This is a genomic window from Vreelandella olivaria (assembly GCF_023507745.1).
GTDB lineage: Bacteria > Pseudomonadota > Gammaproteobacteria > Pseudomonadales > Halomonadaceae > Vreelandella > Vreelandella olivaria_A.
The window spans coordinates 117,687-136,323 of record NZ_JALPZO010000164.1 but is presented as its reverse complement, the minus strand read 5'-3'; the positions used below and the strand labels follow the sequence as shown (position 1 = coordinate 136,323).

The 18,637-nt window shown below is 53.7% G+C and carries 16 protein-coding genes and 1 pseudogene; all 17 read left to right on the top strand.

The window, feature by feature from the left end:
- Positions 1-25: 25 nt before the first annotated feature.
- The 17 genes and pseudogenes from cheA to HP566_RS19685 all read left to right on the top strand — a co-directional run bounded on the left by cheA (position 26) and on the right by HP566_RS19685 (position 18,636).
- A complete protein-coding gene (gene cheA, locus HP566_RS19765) occupies positions 26-2,125 on the top strand; it encodes a chemotaxis protein CheA (protein ID WP_249979006.1) in 2,100 nt (699 codons plus the stop codon).
- Positions 2,122-2,622, top strand: a complete 501-nt coding sequence (cheW, locus tag HP566_RS19760; RefSeq protein ID WP_249979005.1) for a chemotaxis protein CheW — start codon at positions 2,122-2,124, stop codon at positions 2,620-2,622. The genes cheA and cheW overlap by 4 nt, the downstream gene beginning before the upstream one ends.
- Before the next feature lie 132 nt (positions 2,623-2,754).
- Positions 2,755-4,020, top strand: a complete 1,266-nt coding sequence (locus tag HP566_RS19755; RefSeq protein WP_249979046.1) for a methyl-accepting chemotaxis protein — start codon at positions 2,755-2,757, stop codon at positions 4,018-4,020.
- 40 nt (positions 4,021-4,060) lie between these two features.
- Positions 4,061-4,805 (top strand): annotated as a pseudogene (locus tag HP566_RS19750) (methyl-accepting chemotaxis protein); the annotation flags it as partial.
- Positions 4,802-5,671 (top strand): protein-glutamate O-methyltransferase CheR, encoded by an 870-nt coding sequence (cheR, locus tag HP566_RS19745; protein WP_249979004.1) that lies wholly within the window; start codon positions 4,802-4,804, stop codon positions 5,669-5,671. The pseudogene HP566_RS19750 and the gene cheR, both read left to right, overlap by 4 nt.
- Positions 5,672-5,763: 92 nt before the next feature.
- The gene (locus tag HP566_RS19740; RefSeq protein ID WP_249979003.1) at positions 5,764-6,825 is read left to right on the top strand and encodes a protein-glutamate methylesterase/protein-glutamine glutaminase; all 1,062 of its coding nucleotides are present in this window, start codon (positions 5,764-5,766) and stop codon (positions 6,823-6,825) included.
- 39 nt (positions 6,826-6,864) lie between these two features.
- A complete protein-coding gene (locus HP566_RS19735) occupies positions 6,865-8,559 on the top strand; it encodes a methyl-accepting chemotaxis protein (RefSeq protein WP_249979002.1) in 1,695 nt (564 codons plus the stop codon).
- A gap of 63 nt (positions 8,560-8,622) precedes the next feature.
- Positions 8,623-9,012, top strand: coding sequence for a chemotaxis response regulator CheY (gene cheY, locus HP566_RS19730; protein ID WP_249979001.1), 390 nt, complete (start codon positions 8,623-8,625; stop codon positions 9,010-9,012).
- 42 nt (positions 9,013-9,054) lie between these two features.
- Positions 9,055-9,750, top strand: coding sequence for a protein phosphatase CheZ (gene cheZ / locus HP566_RS19725; protein ID WP_249979000.1), 696 nt, complete (start codon positions 9,055-9,057; stop codon positions 9,748-9,750).
- Between the two features lie 117 nt (positions 9,751-9,867).
- Positions 9,868-11,034 carry a flagellar biosynthesis protein FlhB gene (gene flhB / locus HP566_RS19720; protein WP_249978999.1) on the top strand — a complete coding sequence of 389 codons (1,167 nt, stop codon included), beginning with the start codon at positions 9,868-9,870 and terminating at the stop codon, positions 11,032-11,034.
- Positions 11,031-13,112 carry a flagellar biosynthesis protein FlhA gene (flhA, locus tag HP566_RS19715; protein WP_249978998.1) on the top strand — a complete coding sequence of 694 codons (2,082 nt, stop codon included), beginning with the start codon at positions 11,031-11,033 and terminating at the stop codon, positions 13,110-13,112. The genes flhB and flhA overlap by 4 nt, the downstream gene beginning before the upstream one ends.
- A gap of 54 nt (positions 13,113-13,166) precedes the next feature.
- A complete protein-coding gene (flhF, locus tag HP566_RS19710; protein WP_249978997.1) occupies positions 13,167-15,347 on the top strand; it encodes a flagellar biosynthesis protein FlhF in 2,181 nt (726 codons plus the stop codon).
- Complete coding sequence (locus HP566_RS19705) at positions 15,344-15,901, top strand: hypothetical protein (protein WP_249978996.1); 558 nt, start codon at positions 15,344-15,346, stop codon at positions 15,899-15,901. Before flhF ends, HP566_RS19705 begins: the two co-directional genes overlap by 4 nt.
- 65 nt (positions 15,902-15,966) lie before the next feature.
- A complete protein-coding gene (locus HP566_RS19700) occupies positions 15,967-16,377 on the top strand; it encodes a flagellar protein FlhE (RefSeq protein ID WP_249978995.1) in 411 nt (136 codons plus the stop codon).
- 26 nt (positions 16,378-16,403) lie between these two features.
- On the top strand, positions 16,404-17,105 hold the full coding sequence (locus tag HP566_RS19695; protein WP_249978994.1) for an RNA polymerase sigma factor FliA: 702 nt from the start codon (positions 16,404-16,406) through the stop codon (positions 17,103-17,105).
- 39 nt (positions 17,106-17,144) lie between these two features.
- Positions 17,145-17,960, top strand: coding sequence for a motility protein A (locus HP566_RS19690; RefSeq protein WP_249978993.1), 816 nt, complete (start codon positions 17,145-17,147; stop codon positions 17,958-17,960).
- Between the two features lie 4 nt (positions 17,961-17,964).
- Entirely contained in the window at positions 17,965-18,636 is a 672-nt protein-coding gene (locus HP566_RS19685; protein WP_249978992.1) for an OmpA/MotB family protein, read from the top strand.
- Position 18,637: the final 1 nt, after the last annotated feature.

Here is an 18,637-nt window from a genome sequence, read left to right as displayed (position 1 = left end):
ATATGACGTTAACGTGGAGCGTTGCATGGATATAGCGGATTTTTTTGACACCTTTTTTGAAGAGGCGGAAGAGCTGCTGGCCGATATGGAGCAGCACTTATTGGAACTGGATGTCGATGATCCGGATAGCGAGCAGCTAAATGCTATTTTCCGCGCGGCCCACTCTATAAAAGGCGGTGCAGGAACCTTCGGATTTAGCGTGCTACAGAAGACCACGCATATTTTCGAAAACCTGCTGGATCATGCGCGCAAGGGAGAATTGACGTTGCGTGCTGACCTCGTTGATACCTTTTTAGAGGCTAAAGATATCATGCATGAGCAACTCAATGCCTATCGCAGCGACGAGGAGCCGAACCAAGAGGCGTATGAGCGGATCTGCCAGACACTGCAGCAGATCGCGTTGGAAGAAATAGGCCAAACCCTTGAGGCTCCCGTGACGCCCGCTCCGGTGGTTGAACAGCCAGCGACAGTCACTGATAACGGAGAGACCCCCGCAGCGGATGAAGCGCATCTGTTGGTTACCTTGCTAAATGTGGGTGAGAAGGACCGTACACTGCTGGTCGAAGAGCTTGAGCAGCTTGGTGACATCCAATCGCAGTCAGGGGATGAGAAGTGTTACGAAGTTATTCTTAAAGGAAGTGTCAGTGCTGACGATATTGAAGCCGTGATGTGCTTCATTATCGAACCGGAACAAATCAACATCAGCGAAGTGGCGGCAAAAGCCCCTGTTGAGAAAGCACCCAATCCCGCCGCCGCCCCTACAGCAGATAGTGTTGCCTGTGAGGCTGACGTTGCCACTGTCACTACCCCTCCCCCGCAGGGCGAGAAAAACACCCCGGTACCAGCCAAAGAGAAGCCTGCCAGGGCAGCCTCTAAAAAAGCAGCGAGTGAGTCCTCCTCAATCCGTGTTTCTGTCGATAAAGTCGACCAAATTATCAACTTGGTGGGTGAATTGATTATCACCCAGTCGATGTTAGATCAAACGGTCAGCGATCTTGGCGACCAATCGGTTGGTAACAGCTCGCTTCAAAACGGTATGAGTCTGTTGCAACGTAACGCCCGTGACCTCCAGGAAGCGGTCATGTCAATTCGCATGATTCCGATGGAATTTGTATTTAGCCGTTTTCCTCGCGTAGTACGTGATACTGCAGGCAAGCTGGGTAAAGAAATTGAGCTGATTACCGAAGGCAAGTCGACTGAACTGGATAAAAGCCTGGTTGAGCGTATTACTGACCCGCTGACGCATCTGGTGCGTAACAGCTTGGACCACGGCATCGAAATGCCGGATGAACGGGAGGCGCTTGGTAAGCCCCGAATGGGCAAACTGGTACTGTCAGCCCGCCACCAGGGGGGCAATATCCTCATTGAGGTACGCGACGACGGTGCTGGGATGGATCGTGAGAGACTGTTGGCCAAAGCCCGTGAAAACGGTCTTAACGTCTCCGATACCATGTCTGATGAAGACGTTTATCAACTGATTTTTGCGCCCGGTTTCTCGACAGCGAAAGAAGTTACCGATGTCTCGGGGCGAGGCGTTGGAATGGATGTGGTGAAACGTAATATCCAAGGGATGGGCGGGCGTGTCGAGATACAGTCCAAAAAAGGTGAAGGTACCAATACGCGTATCGTACTGCCGCTGACCCTGGCTATTCTTGATGGTATGTCGATTAAAGTGGGCAGCGAAACCTTTATCCTGCCGCTTTCCACGGTACTTGAGTCACTCCAGCCCACCAAAGATGATATGTACGCCATGGCGGGCGACGACGTCGTACTCAAGGTCCGCGACGAATACCTGCCAGTGATCGCCATCCATGAAGTTCTGGATGTCGAAAATGCAATTACCGATCCCACCAAAAGCATTGCCGTTATTGTACAAGGTGAAGGGCGTCGCTATGCCATGCTGGTTGATGAGTTGATCGGGCAGCAGCAGGTCGTTGTCAAAAACCTGGAAGATAATTACCGCAAAGTACCGGGTGTGTCGGCAGCTACTATCTTGGGGGATGGTAGTGTCGCATTAATTTTGGATATCACTGGCTTGCATCGCTTGAGCCGTGCCAAAAAAGAAGCAGGGAAAGTAGTGAGCAATCCACATCTCTCTTATTACAAGGAGGCTGAGCCGTCATGAGTCAAGCAACCAATGAGTCGGTGCTAGCCGCTGCAGAAGCGGAAAATCGCGAATTCCTGGTGTTCTCTCTAGGGGACGAAGAGTACGCTATTGATATCCTCAAGGTGCAGGAAATTCGTGGTTATGAAAATGTCACCCGCATTGCCAATGCCCCTGATTTTATTAAAGGGGTCACCAATCTGCGTGGCGTTATTGTGCCCATTGTCGATCTCCGCATTAAGTTCCACCTTGAGACGGTTGAGTATGGCGGTCAAACCGTTGTGATCGTGGTCAATGTTGCCGATCGTATAGTAGGTATTGTGGTGGATGGTGTGTCAGATGTAATGACGCTGATCCCCGAGCAAATCAAACCAGCGCCGGAGTTTGGTGTAACGCTTTCCTCTGACTTCCTCAGTGGGCTGGGGAGTCTGGATGATCGCATGCTGGTGTTGGTGGATATCGACAAGCTTCTAACCAGCGAAGAAATGGCATTAGTGGATAGCACCAGCAACCGCTGATGGATTTCCCGTCAGGCACAGGGAGTGTGCTTGTTTCGAACCAACAACAAACTCGCCACTGTGCGCGATGGAGCGCATCGGTTAGCAGTACTGCGTGGAGTAATGCGTGTGTCACAGTTAGTACGGCAAGTGATGGGCAATATGACCGTTCGACTAAGTTGGGGGCTGGTACTCGCCACCTTTTCACTATTGGTTGTTCTGGCCTGTAGTATTGGCCTCTATGCGCTTCATTATGGTGCAGCCATCGTCCAGGCAGCCAACGATTTACAGGAACAGCAGGCAGCATTTACACAGTTTGCAGCCCATATACGCTGGGTCTTAATTGGTGTGGTCATTATGACGGTGCTCACTGTCGCTGTGGTGATGTGGGGAGTGACGGTTAATGTGCTGCGCCCCCTTGACCGCCTGGTAGGGTACTTTGAACGGATGGCCCAAGGGGACTTGAGTCAGCGAATTAGTGCACCGGGTAATAATGAAATTGGTCGGCTGTATAGTGCCATGGCGCATATGCAGGACTCACTATCTGAGACTGTGGGGGTGGTGCGCCAGAGCGGCACATCCATCTTTGACCGTTCCCAGCATATTGCCAGTGGTAACAATGACCTCTCCTCACGCACCGAGCAGCAAGCCTCTTCACTGGAGGAAACCGCCTCCAGCATGGAGCAACTCGCTTCCACGGTGAGTCATAACGCAGAAAATGCGCTCCAGGCTAGTCAACTGGCAGGAGATGCTACTTTAACGGCACGGCGTAGTGGTGAGGAGGTGGGCAACATTGTTGAAACCATGCAAGATATCAGTGCCAGCTCGCATCAGGTGGCCGACATTATAACGGTCATCGACAATATTGCTTTCCAAACCAATATTCTGGCTCTGAATGCGTCTGTTGAGGCAGCCCGTGCCGGTGAGCACGGTAAAGGGTTTGCTGTGGTGGCCCAGGAAGTGCGCAGTCTGGCCAGCCGCAGCGCGAATGCGTCGAAAGAGATCCGGTCGCTTATCGATATGTCGTTAGGAAAAATCGATATGGGAACGCGACGGGTTAATCAGGCAGGGCAAACCATGAATGACCTGGTCGCAGCGGTGCAGCGCGTCAGCGATATCATGGATGAAATTGCTGCGGCCTCTGAGGAGCAAAGCAACGGTATTAGCCAGGTCAACCAAGCCGTTGCCCAAATGGATCAGGTCGTTCAGCAAAATGCTCAGCTAGTGCAGCAGGCTGCACGGAGTGCCAATGAGCTGGAGAGTGAGGCGGCGCGTTTAAGAGAAGCGGTAGAACGCTTCCGGGTTGCGGGGGTTGGTGGAGCCTCAACTACTGCCAAAGCCGCTCTACCCAGCGCTACTCATCGCTCCTCTAGCTCAGTTACACCTAAATCAGCAGTAGAGGAGTGGGAAGCTTTTTAAAAACAGTTTACTCATTTGGCTAATTCAGCGGCTCCAGCGCCCCAAGCACCGTCGTGATGAAATTGGTCTGCTGCTGGACCCGCTGAATACCATGCGCAAAAGCCTGGGTAGCAATTAGCGATGTGAAAAGCGGGGTTAGTGTGGTCACTGCTGTTGTGCAAGGCATCGCCAACGGTAATGAAGAGCTGTCATCCCGAATAGAACAGCAGGCTGCATCGTTGCAACAAGCCGCTTCCAGCATGGAAGAGATGACGACGACTGTGCGTCAAAACAGCAATAACGCTCAAGAAGCGCGCCGCCTAGCCGATAATAATACAATACATGTTACGCAAACGGGCGATCTTATGGCGCAGCTGGTCGACAACATGCAGCGAATTACCCAGAGTTCGCAGAAGATGGCCGACATTATCGATGTGATTGACTCGATTGCATTCCAGACCAACATCCTCGCATTGAACGTATCCGTGGAGGCGGCCAGAGCGGGAGAGCATGGGCGTGGCTTTGCGGAGGTGCATCAGGCTGTTACGGAAATGGATCGGGCGACACAGCAGAACACTGCCCGGGTTCAGGAAACAGCGCGGGCAGCGGCTGTACTGGAACAGCAGGCAGGCTCACGGGCGTTATTGGTTGAGGCTAATAGCCAAGGGGCGTTACAACCCTCCATGGCCCCACATGCGACTCCAATCGCTGCGCCTTCGTCCGCCGCGCAATCAAATAATGCCATACTGCCAGCGTCACCAGTGAAGCGGCCAGTGGCCTCTATAGAGGAGTGGGAAGAGTTTTGACCGACCAACGCGAACGGGGGGATGCCAGCCAATGGGCGTCTAGTGGTCAGATTGAACGTGATCTGGTGCTGACCGATGCCGATTTTGCACGAATCAGAGAACTGATTTACCAGCGTGCCGGTATCGTGCTGGCCGAGCATAAGCGTGAAATGGTCTACAGTCGGTTGGCGAAGCGGTTACGCCATCATGGTATGACGCGCTTTACCGACTATCTATCGCGACTGGAGCGTCAGCCTGATGCTAAAGAGTGGGAGGCATTTACCAACGCTCTTACCACCAATCTCACGGCTTTTTTTCGTGAGGCTCATCACTTTCCTCTCTTGGCTGACCACCTCAAGCGCAAGCAAGAAGCTGTCGCCGTTTGGTGCTCAGCAGCATCCACTGGCGAAGAGCCTTACTCGATTGCCATGACGCTGCTGGAAACCCTGGGTCCAAAAGCCTCGCAGGCCAAGGTGATTGCGACAGATATTGATACGGATGCATTAAGTAAAGCGCGGGCCGGTATCTATCCCCTGGAGCAGGTGCGCAAACTGGATGAGGCGCGGGTGAAGCGTTTTTTCCAGAAAGGGACCGGCAACCATGCCGGGCTGGCGCGCGTACGTCCAGAAGTATCGGCATTAGTGGAGTTTTTGCCTCTTAACCTGCTGGCGCCCCAATGGCCGGTCAAGGGGCCGTTCGACGCTATTTTTTGCCGGAACATCATGATTTATTTTGACAAAGAGACCCAGGCAAAAATTCTGCAGCGGTTTGCACCGCTCATGAAGCCAGATGGGCTGTTATTTGCAGGGCATTCTGAAAACTTCTCGTATATCAGTGATGCGTTTAAGTTGCGTGGGCAGACGGTATATACCCTCGCCAAAAAATAAATCGGTTTACGTGCATTTAGCTCCGTTGTATGGCGACCGCCGAACGGCAGCGAGATAGCATACCAGGTAGCTACCGCAAGAGGAGGTGTGCTTTGAGCGCCGCCAAGATCAAAGTGTTATGCGTCGATGACTCGGCGCTGATTCGTGATTTGTTGACTGAAATCATCAACTCACAGCCAGATATGGAAGTCGTGGCCGTAGCGCCTGATCCTATAGCTGCCAGAGACCTGATTAAGCAACATAATCCTGATGTACTTACTCTGGATGTGGAAATGCCGCGCATGGATGGGCTGGATTTTCTTGAGCGGCTTATGCGCTTGCGTCCTATGCCGGTGTTAATGGTCTCCTCCCTGACCCAGAGCGGCTCAGAAATAACCTTGCGGGCATTAGAGTTGGGGGCCTTGGACTTTGTGGCCAAGCCGAGTCTGGGGATTCGCAGCGGTATGATGGAATATGCTAACGAAATCGCTGAGAAGCTGCGTGCCGCAGCGCGCTCCCGGCCACGCCAGGCGCGCCATAAAAACACACCGCCACCCACGCAGCTGAAAGCTCCTCTGATCACCAGTGAGAAGTTGATTATTATCGGCGCCTCCACTGGGGGGACAGAAGCAATACGAGCTGTACTTGAACCCCTGCCAGCCAATGCGCCTGCCATTTTGATTACACAACATATGCCCGGCGGCTTTACCCGCTCCTTTGCTGAACGGCTGGATAGGCTGTGCCGGATTACCGTCAAGGAAGCGACGGATGGCGAGCGGGTTCTGCCTGGGCATGCCTATATTGCACCGGGGGATCAGCACCTTGAGCTTGCCAGGAGCGGTGCCAACTATGTTGCACGTTTAAACGATGGTCCCCCCGTTAACCGGCATCGCCCATCGGTAGATGTGTTGTTTCATTCAGCGTCAAGGCATGCGGGTAAAAACTCCATTGGCGTGATTTTAACGGGCATGGGTAAAGATGGTGCTGCGGGGCTGCTGGAAATGCGCCAGGCAGGTGCACCTACCATCGCGCAAAACGAAGAAACCTGTGTGGTATTCGGTATGCCCAGAGAGGCGATAGCGGTAGGGGGGGCGGTTGAAATTGTGGCTCTGGACGAGATTCCATCGCGGCTTATGGCGCTGGTTGCTGCTTCTGGGCGTGCCCAGCGGGTATAAAAATGACAAACGATAATAACGTTTGAAAGGGGAACTGACATGGCACGTTTGTTGCGTAATTTAAGTATTCACATCGCCGTTATCGCCTCGCTCATTAGTTTTGTTTCGCTGATATTAATGCTGGCAGGGATTAGTTTTGTGGGTGATCGGAATGCACAAGACAATCTAGCCGCGCTAAATCGTATTAGTAATGAACAGTTAAACGAGATGAATCGTGCAGACTCGTTACTTAATCAGGCGATGCTGGCGATGGAAACGGCGTCAAATTTTTTGATGGTAGGCCAGACGAGTCAATACAATGAGCAGGTGGATGTTGCTGTCAACCGTATTGAGCGCGCCGAGCGTCGCTTTGAGATTTTTTCTCAAACGCTGCATGCGTCCCAGGAGGAAATGCCTGGTAATACCCTGGTTGAAGACTTTCGTTTGGTATTGGATCTGGTGAAACAGCAACATGCCACATTTGAATATATGGATATCACGGCTTATAACCGGCTACGGGAGGAAATGATTGAGCCCATTAGTGCTCTGGCCGAAAGTACCACCGCGTTTACTGCCTTTGGTTTTCAGCGGGTGGATACCATTCGTGAGAATGCCGAGTCACAAGGCGATGTTTTTGCTTTAATCAATATCGTTGCCGTTGGGTTTGCGCTGCTGGTTACTCTGGTGCTTTACATTGGGCTGCGACGTACTGTGATTGCACCGCTAAACGATGCGGTACGTCGTTTGGATAAAATTGCCGATGCGGATTTAACCGAGCCATTACCTGCCGCAGGTAAGAATGAAGTGGGCCGCCTCTTTACTGCCATGGAGACTATGCAGCAGAACCTGACCGCTATCGTGGCCAGAGTGCGCGAAGGCAGCAGTGAGATCCATCATGGTACCCGTGAAATTGCCAGCGGTAATGCGGACCTCTCGTCGCGCACCGAGCAGCAGGCAGCTTCTATTGAAGAAACAGCTGCCAGTATGGAACAGATGACGGCGACGGTTAAACAGAACGCGGATAATGCCCGTCAAGCCAGCACACTCGCCGCAGATGCATCGACCACCGCAGAACAAGGTGGCCATGTTGTAGAGCAGGTAGTGCAAACCATGCATGGAATCTCCACCAGCTCCCAAAAAGTGGCAGATATTACCAGTGTGATTGACTCCATCGCATTTCAAACCAATATTCTCGCGCTTAATGCCTCGGTAGAGGCCGCACGGGCTGGTGAACAAGGACGTGGCTTTGCCGTTGTGGCTGGTGAAGTGCGTAACCTTGCCAGTCGTAGTGCCGATGCTGCCAAAGAAATCAAGACTCTGATTGATGAGTCGGTTACGCAAATCAAGCAAGGATCGACGCTGGTAGAGCAGGCTGGGACGACGATGACCGATGTAGTAAAGGCCGTTCGTCGGGTAACCGATATTATGGATGAGATTTCTGCAGCATCTCAGGAGCAGAGTGACGGCATTGAGCAAGTGAGCCAGGCCGTTGGCCAGATGGACCAAGTAACCCAGCAAAACGCCGCTCTGGTACAAGAAGCCTCGGCGGCGGCCTCCTCGCTTGAAGAGCAGGCAAACAGGCTGGAGGAGGCGGTCGCCGTGTTTAAACTGCTAGGCATTCAGGAGCAGCAGCGCCATAGCCTGCCGCAAAGAGCAGTGCCTTCACCAACGTCGGTTGCTCCGCCTGCGGTATCGACACCGGCTGTACGAAAGGGGCAACAGCCTAGCCACCAAGACGAGTGGGAAGAATTTTAGTACTAAAAACCCTGACTGAGTTTCCAGTCGCCCCAAGCCATGTATTTGATGAGAGGATGACCAATGGCCGATAAGAACATGAGTTTCCTGGTGGTTGACGACTTTCCCACGATGCGTCGGATTGTGCGCAGCCTGCTAAAGGAGCTTGGTTTTACCAATGTAGATGAAGCAGAAGATGGGCAAGATGCGTTAAACAAGCTACGGGCTGGTAACTTCGAGTTTGTTGTTTCCGACTGGAATATGCCTAATCTAGATGGTTTGGAGATGCTGAAAGAGATCCGTCAGGACGAGGCGCTGAAAGATTTGCCGGTACTGATGGTGACCGCAGAAGCCAAAAAAGAAAACATTATTGCGGCCGCACAGGCGGGCGCTAATGGCTATGTCGTCAAGCCATTTACTGCCGCTACTCTCGAAGAAAAGCTGAATAAAATCTTCGATAAGATGGGAAAATGAAGTGGCTGAGTCCAGGTGCTCGGTTAACGAGGAGACAACACAATGAGCCAGAATGAGCAGGCGGATTCTGCCCGACTGTCTGAAGATGCCGCAGAAGACCTTATTCATCGCATCGGCAAGCTTACTCGCATGCTGCGCGACAATATGCGGGAGTTGGGCTTAGATAAAGAGATCGAAAAAGCGGCGGAAGCCATTCCGGATGCCCGTGATCGTTTGCACTATGTGGCAACCATGACGGAACAGGCTGCGGACCGTGCGCTGAATGCCATCGACCGTGCTCAACCGCTTCAGGATCAGCTTTCTGACCGCGCTGAAGCGCTGGATAAGCGCTGGGATGAGTGGTTTGAAGCGCCTCAGGAACTGGACGAAGCAAAGGCGCTGGTGAAAGAAACCCGTACTTACTTGAGTGATGTGCCAACGATTGCCGCAGCGACGCAAAAAGAGCTGCTGGACATCATGATGGCGCAGGACTTTCAGGATCTCACTGGCCAAGTGATCAAAAAAATGATGGATGTGATCCGCGAGATCGAACATCAGCTGGTACAAGTGCTCATTGATAACGTGCCTGGTGCCCAAGCGCGTGAAAATATGCAGCGCAAGGCCGAAGATCAGTGGAAAAACGATAACGCACGGCGTAACGAAGAGCTTTTGAATGGCCCGCAAGTGAAGGAAAATGCCCCTGATATCGTGACGGGCCAGGACCAGGTAGACGACTTATTGGACGAATTGGGCTTTTAATGCGTTGTTATTAAGACATTGTACAAGGCGTCATCTGGCAATATGGGTACTTCGTTCAGCCGTCCTTTGGGGCGGCTGAATTTATGGGAAGCCGCGCACGACTAGCCGGATGGCAGCATGGCAGATAACGACAGCGATCAGGAAAAGACCGAAGAAGCCACACCCAGACGCCACGAAAAAGCGCGTGAAGAGGGACAGGTGCCCCGATCCCGAGAACTGACTACATTTCTGCTGCTGCTAGGTGGCGTGATCGGGTTGTGGAGTATGGGGCAAATGCTCTATGACCAACTGGGTATGGTAATGGAGCAGGCGTTTTTGTTTGAGCGTCGGCAGGTGATGGAAAGCACCCCCATGCTGGTTAACGCGCTTGATCTTGGCCAGCGCACACTGTTTGCAATGATGCCGCTATTTTTATTGCTCGCGGTGATTGCCTTGGTGGCACCCGCCCTGTTGGGTGGCTGGTTGGTATCGGCAAAATCGATGCAGCCCAAGTTCTCAAAGCTAAATCCGATTAAAGGAATCAAGCGCATATTCTCCTCCCAGGCACTGATTGAGCTGGCAAAAGCGATTGCCAAGTCAGTATTGGTAGGAAGCGTTGCGGCAGCATTTTTATATTTTAATATCGGCAGGTTTTTGGGGCTGATGGATCAGCCCGTGCAACAGGCGCTGGCCAGTGCACTCAATATGGCGGCATTGGCGGCAGGGCTGATCATATTGTCGTTAATTGTGGTTATTCTCATCGATGTTCCTTTCCAGCTGTGGAGCAACGCCAAAAAGCTGCGTATGAGTAAGGAAGAGGTGAAGCGGGAGCATAAGGAATCGGAAGGTGACCCTCATGTGAAAGGCCGAATTCGTCAGCAGCAACAGGCAATGGCCCGGGGCCGTATGATGAGCAAAGTCCCTGATGCCGACGTGATTATTACTAACCCTACCCACTATGCGGTGGCCCTGGTGTACCAGGAAGGGCGTATGGGTGCCCCTCGGTTAGTGGCCAAAGGGGCTGATGCCGTTGCAGCGCGCATACGTGAAATAGCGGTGGAAGCTGGTGTGCCGCGATTGGAGGCAGCGCCGCTGGCCCGTGCCCTGTATCATCATGTGGACTTAGAGGCTGAAGTACCTGCAGAACTGTATACCGCCGTGGCTGAAGTCATGGCCTGGGCGTATCGCTTAAAGCATGTTGCTCAACAAGGAGGCGAGGTGCCCCCAACCCCTGATAATTTGCCGGTTCCTCCGGAAATGGATAGTCCTGGCCGCGGTGCCGGTGGCAGTGAGGCGCAATCATGAAAGGCTTAAGCCAATTGATCAATCAGCGCGACTGGATGAGCGATGTACGCATGAAGCTGCTCGCTGGGCCGCTGCTGATTCTGATGATATTGGGCATGATGATCCTGCCCTTGCCTCCCTTCGCGCTAGACTTGCTTTTCACCTTTAATATTGCGTTGGCCATCATGGTACTGCTGGTCAGTATGTTTGCGGAAAAACCGTTGGATTTCGCGGCTTTTCCTGCTGTTCTGCTGTTCACTACCCTGCTACGCCTATCGCTCAATGTTGCTTCTACGCGTGTGGTGCTGATGGAAGGGCATCAGGGGGGCGATGCGGCCGGTAAAGTCATCGAAGCCTTTGGCACCTTTCTGGTAGGGGGGAATTTTGCCGTTGGTCTGGTTGTCTTTTTGATCCTGGTCGTTATCAACTTTATGGTTATTACCAAGGGTGCTGGCCGTATCGCCGAAGTGGGCGCACGCTTTATGCTTGATGCCATGCCTGGTAAACAAATGGCGATTGACGCGGACTTGAATGCGGGATTGATTGGCGAAGAGGATGCCAAAAAGCGCCGTGCAGAGGTGGCCCAAGAGGCGGATTTTTACGGCTCAATGGATGGTGCCAGCAAATTTGTGCGCGGTGATGCCATGGCCGGTCTGGTTATTATGGTGGTCAATCTTATTGGTGGCCTGCTGATCGGCATGATGCAGCATGGAATGGGGTTTGGTGAAGCTGCCCGTACCTATACGCTGCTCACCATTGGCGATGGTTTGGTAGCTCAAATCCCTGCGCTGGTGATCTCCACAGCGGCAGGTGTGACCGTATCCAGGGTAAATACCGAACAAGACGTTGGCCAGCAGATGATCAGCCAGCTGTTCGTTAACCCTCAGGTGATGATTTTAGCGGCTATCGTGATGGGGCTGCTTGGCATGGTGCCGGGCATGCCTAACCTCGTATTTCTTATCTTTACAGCATTACTATTAGGCTTGGCCTGGTTCCTGGTGCGTCAGAAGGATCAAGCGCTGGTGAAGGAGGAGATCTCAGCGGCACCACCACCGCTACAGGAAACGCCTGAAGCGAGCTGGGAGGACGTACAACTGGTGGATACCCTGGGGCTTGAGGTCGGCCACCGGCTGATTCCTCTCGTGGACTCCCGGCAGAAAGGCGAATTGCTTGGCCGCATTAAAAGTGTGCGCAAGAAGTTTGCCCAGGAAGTCGGCTTCCTTCCCCCCGTGGTACATATACGTGACAACCTGGAACTTCCACCCAATACCTATGTGCTGTCCATGAAAGGTGCAGAGATTGGGCGTGCCGAGGCGCAGCCAGGCAAGTGGCTGGCCATTGACCCAGGGCAGGTGTCCGGTGAGCTGCAAGGGACCCCAACCCAAGACCCCGCCTTTGGCCTGCCAGCCATTTGGATTGAAGCCAGCCAGCGGGAGCATGCCCAGGTCTATGGCTACACGGTGGTTGACGCCAGTACAGTGATTGCCACTCACTTAAATCACTTGCTGCACCGGCATTCGCCGGAAATGCTGGGACGCCAGGAAGTGCAGAAGTTGCTTGATAAACTTGGTGACGATCAGAAATCGCTGGTAGAGGAAGTGGTTCCGAAGGCGATTTCTCTGACGGTCTTGCAGCGCATACTGCAAAATCTGTTGGAAGAGGATGTCTCTATCCGTGATATGCGTACCGTGCTGGATACGCTGGCAGAGTTCGCGGGACAGCAAAAAGACCCTAACGAGCTCACTGCGCTAGTACGCATTGCATTGGGCAGAGCCATCACTCAGCAATGGTTTGCTGGTCAGGAAGTATTGAACGTGATGGGGCTGGATGCCCAACTGGAGCAAGTGCTGGTTCAGGCGATGAACGGCAATGGGGCTATGGAGCCTGGCTTGGCGGATACGCTCATGAGTCAGGCCCAACAAGCGCTGGAGCGCCACGAAACCAGTGGAGAGCCTCCTGTATTGGTGGTACAGCATTCGCTACGCGCGGTACTATCCCGGTTCCTGCGCCGCCGTATGCGCCATCTGGTGGTGATGTCCCAGGCTGAAATTCCTGACGACCGGACGCTGAGGGTTTCGACGTTGGTTGGTGGGCGATAATGAGTGTTTGCGGAAAACATGGTAGCCATTCAAGCAAGAGGCAAAAGGTAAAGCATGAGTGTTAGACGTTTTGTCGGAGCGAACAGCCGTGATGTAATGCGCCAAGTGCGTGAGACGTTGGGTGATGACGCCCTGATTCTTGCAAACCGTCGTACAGAAGGAGGCGTTGAAATTTTGGCCATGGCGGATGAAGCGGTTGATCATTTTGATCCTTCCTCCGCACCCGTACCGCCTGATACATCTTCCTCTGTATTCTCATTGCCTGTAAAGGACCCGCTTGAGGCAATGAGTGAGCGCTTACTTCGTGAGATGCAGGATATGCGGGAACTGCTGACTCGCCGTCAGCCAGCGCCTGCCGTTGAGCCTGAACACGCCAGTGATACGCCTACACGTCTATACCATTTGCTACTGAGCGTGGGTTTCAGCGAAGAGCTGAGCGGGGAAATCCTTGCAGGCCTGCCAGCATCGCTGACGGAAGCGGGTGTTGACAGTGATCAGCCCCTTGCCTGGTTACGCGAGCAACTTATGGCGCGTCTTGCTGTGCTAACGGAAGAAAGCAGCTTTTTTGAACAAGCGGGCATTGTCGCTTTGGTTGGTCCAACCGGAGTGGGTAAAACGACGACGACAGCAAAGCTGGCAGCCCGTTTTGTGATGCGTCATGGCACACGGCCGGTGGCGCTGGTTACCACGGATAGCTTTCGGATAGGCGCTCATGAGCAGTTGCGTATCTATGCCCGACTGCTCGATACACCTATGTACGCACTGGATCTTGAGCAACCTATTGATGACCTGTTAGGACGTTTACAGGGCAAACAGTGGGTGATTATTGATACCGTGGGAATGAGCCAGCGGGACCAGCGTGTTATTGAACAAATCGCTCAGCTTCAGGGTGGTCGATCGACCGTACGCCTGGTACTGCTGCTAAATGCCGCCAGTCAGCCTGAAACTCTCGAAGAGGTTGTTCTACGCTATCGGCAAGCGGCCCGGGCAGCGGGTGCGGAACTTGACGACTGTATTATTACCAAGCAGGACGAAGCTGGGCGATTAGCGCCGGTACTTGATATCGTAATGCGTCATGGCATGCGCGTTCTGTTTGGTTCCCACGGTCAGCAGGTACCCGAAGATATGGCGGTTGCCACTCCCGCCGGACTTATCGACCAGGCGCTCAGCAGCCAGCCTTCGCCGACTCATCGATCTGCCGCTGCACCGGTAAGTCTGCCACGCTGGTCTCGGGATGTGCTTGGCCAGGGGCGACGGCTCTCGTCAGTGCTCACCCGCCTGCGTCAACGTGTGGCAGGTTTTGCCCATCTGGAATCCATCTGGGATATCGCTGCTCTGCCTGGTGGGATACAGGATGAGCGTCTGGACCGCTTACTTGATGATGTCCGCTCGGCAGACCACGCTTTGGGAATGGCGTGGTCTGCCCGGCGTAACGAGCGCGGCTGTGATTGGTCAATGCCGGATGTTGGGTTAGACGCAGACGGGGCCTGGGTGGCGCTACCTCACTTGCAGCACCGGCACCCCGCCGGCTGGCAACCTCGTCTGGCAGCCCAAAGTGATGCACATGGCATTGCCGTACACCTACTGCCTTCTCTTCCTGAACCCGATGTACTGGCATGGCTGGAAGCGCAGCATTTGACATGGGTCAGTCTTGTGTCGGCCAGTCAGCGGGTATACTTTCAAGGAGAACGTTATACCCAGCGCCAGCTATTTATCGATAGTACCTTAACGCATCACATTAGTGTGCGTTTTCGTGGGCAAACCATGCAGTTATGGAGTGCTTACGCAGAGGTTCAGGACACGGCAGGCAATGCGCTGCTGGCCTGGTACGGTGAGATTCGTGACCCAGAAAGTGCCAAGCGGGTGGGACGACGCTACTGGCTGACGCCTGCACGGCTGGGGACGGATGTCATTACCTTATTGGTCACGCAACTGCAAAGCGAAGGCTTGGCAGCGTTAACCAAGCGTGCCTGGCAGCAGCTAAAAGATGCCGACAGTGGTGACGTCAGCACGGAAATACGCTTGCTTATGGCCAGCGGCGCGGCAGCGGTGGCAGGACATTTGGATACTATCGATGACGATGATGCTTTGGCCCTTCGTACTGACTTGGTCAGGTTGCTAGGCACACAACGAAAACGGCGTGACACGGCCTTACTGGATGGGTTGGTACATGTTTTTATGGCCCGTGATGCTATTCGGCAGCTAAGTAGTGTGAGCCGTGAGGGGCTGCTATGAGCGGCCAGGATCAGGCTGCGGGATTGCGTAAGTGGGCGGATCTGCAACGCCAGCAGCGGTTAGAGGAGCCAGAACAGGCACCAGCAGTGGAACCATTCACCGCTGCAACGACTACACTTCACCAGGATGACGCCTTGGCGCCAGGCGTCACTCCATCAGCAGCGACAGCAACACTCAAACCGCTAATGGTCGTTGGCCTGCCGACACAGCATCGCCACGTGGATAAGGTAAAGCGCCGGTTAGAGCAGTGGTCAACCCTTGGCCGCCGCTGGGCTGGTGCTCCTGATGACTGGGACATCCAACTGGTTGACGTTGCCCGGGAAGACCTTGCTCAGTTGGCAGCGCACACCGCGCGCTGGGCACTGTGGGTCAATAGTGATGCGGAGGCTTTCATTCACATGTATCGGGTTTTGCGACAATTACATGATAATGGCGGTCCGAAGCGCCTGCTGGCTTTGCATGAGCCGCACTTGCCCCGGCAAGGATTACTCGATAACTTGCGGGAAGCAGCCGCGGGTTATTTGGATATAGAACTACTGTTACTGGCCCGGTGAATGAGCAACACTACGAAGAGTGATACGGGTTGTAGTGGTAGTCAGCACTCGCTTTGGAAATACTAATGCACTTATTCAGCTGGTGTAAGGGAGCCGTACTCGCCATTGTAATAGGCAGCTCCGGTGGCCTGCAGGCGGCAACCGGCAGTTGGAGCAGTCAAGTGCCCAGCGTGCTTGTGGTGATGAGTGACCGGCCTATCAGCAGTCGTCCGGTTGTTGCTCCGCCTGGGGCGGCGAATGTTGAAAATGCGGTTATAGAGCGTGTCCAATGGCGTTTTGAAGCACCGCCAGCAGCGCTGGTCAACGCTTGGTTATGCCACCCTGAACAATGTGTATCCCTAAGCAGTATGCGGGGTACGACAATGGCACTGGCCGGTAAGCGTGCAGATCTACCCCTGCACTTTCGTTTTGCGCTAGCCCCTGGCATACGGCCTGTGCGGGTACAGGGGCTGCAGGTGATAGTGAACTACCAGTGAAGAATGTATAGCCGCGAGGCATGAGGATGTATACAGCACAAGGCAGGATCAAACAAAGTGAGCTGTTAACCCAATACATGCCATTGGTGAGACGCCAGGCCCTAACGCTGCAGGTAAGGCTACCCGCGAGCATAGAGCTCGATGATCTTATTCAGGCGGGTATGGTGGGTTTATTGGAGGCCCTTGGACGTTTTGATGCAGCTCAGGGCGCGACATTTGCCACTTTTGCGAGTCAGCGTATCCGTGGTGCCATGATGGACGAGCTGCGTACGCGAGACTGGCTTCCCCGCAGTGTGCGGCGCTCAGCGCGCGCAATGGATGATGCTGTTCGGCGGCTGGAGCAGCAGCTGGGGCGCCCTCCTGAAGAGGGTGAAATTTCCCGTGCGCTGGGCATACCGCTCAGTGAGTACCAACAGCTGCTCAACGATACCAACAGTGGACATTTGCTACCGTTTGAAGAGCTTGTGGCCGATAGTGGCGAGCCCGCTCCTGAGGATACAGCTAACCTGCCGTTCGAACAGTTGTTGGATACTCAGCAGCGCCAGACGCTCATTGCCGCGATAGAAGCGTTGCCTGAGCGGGAAAAGCTGCTCATGGCGTTGTATTACCAGGAAGAAATGAACTTAAAGGAAGTCGGCGCTGTGTTGGGTGTTACTGAATCCCGCGTATCGCAGATGCATAGCCAGGCCGTTAGCCGTTTACGCGCCCGCTTGCATGACACTGCGTAATGTCCGTCTCAATCACTTGCAACCGGCGAGGAGCCGTTGATGAATCCATCTACGCTGATCGGTATATTTGCCAGCATGCTGCTGCTGGTAAGCGTGCTGTTTTTTACCGCAGAGTCCCCAGAAAGCTTTATCAATTTCCCCGGCCTGGCGATTGTCATCACCGGTACTCTAGCGGCTACGTTTATCAGCTATCCGCTGAAAGAAGTCGTACGTGTGGTACGTTTGGTAGGTTTGGTATTTCGGCGTGAAAACACTTATGTAAGGGACGATATTAACGAACTCGTCTCCATGTCCCGCCTTTGGTTCAAAGGTGATGTTCGAGCGGTGGAAAAAGAACTTGAGCATACCCGTAACCCTTTTCTGCGCACGGGTATCCAGTTAGTGATTGCCAACACCAAAGAGGATGAAATTTTTGATATGCTGCGTTGGCGTATCGCACGGTTAAAAGCGCGCGAACATGCAGAAGCGCAAATCTTCCGCACCATGGCGACCTACGCTCCTGCCTTTGGCATGATTGGAACGCTGGTAGGGCTGGTCAATATGCTGGAGGTGATGGAGGCTGGCGATCTGGACGTGATAGGCCCCCGTATGGCAGTTGCACTGCTGACAACGTTCTACGGTATTCTGCTCGCTAATCTGGTATTCAAGCCCGTTGCAGTAAAGCTGGAGCGGCGCACAGAAGAGCGCTTAATTACCATGAATATGGTGCTTGAAGGTATTTCACTGATCACCAAGCGCCGCCTGCCGTCCTTTATTGAAGAAACGCTGAACTCCTTTGTTGCCAACTATCATGATGAAATACGGGATGCCACTGTAAAACCTCGGCCATCGGCCAGCTCCTCGGTAAAAGGGTAGTGTGATGCTGGATCGTGATTCCCGGCAGGCTCTGGAGCTTCCCGCTGCTGCAGGGGAGGGTGATGAAGGATGGCTGACAAGCTATTTAGATGTTTTAACGCTGTTGATCACGCTCTTTGTACTGTTGCTTGCCTTAACGCCGCCGGGTGGCGGTGCAGCCTTTGATAGTGACAGAATGCGTACAGCAAGCGCCATTACGTCACTCCCTCTGGCTAGTCTGGCCACGGGTATACACCCACGCCATAGTGGCTTGCAGCCGCAGATGACGGAAGTGAATATCCCAGGCGTCAGCGTCTCCCAGGGGCAGGAAGGGGTGACGTTACGCATTGATGATAGTCTTTTGTTCCCAAGTGGTGATGCAGTGCTAACGCCCCAGGGGCAAGATGTGTTAGAAAGCCTGATATCAGTATTAGAGGCCTTTGATGGTCAGATTTCAGTGGAAGGGCATACGGATAATATTCCCATCTCTACTGCCCGGTTCCCGTCTAATTGGGAGCTCTCGGTGGGGCGCGCAATAGCCGTTGTGCGACACCTGGAGCACCAGGGGATTGCTATTTCACGCATGCGGGCGGTCGGTTATGCCGATACCCAACCCATGGAAAGTAACGCTACATCGGACGGGCGAGCCGCCAACCGACGCGTTGAACTGTTGCTCAGGCAACAGGTCGAGGGGTGAA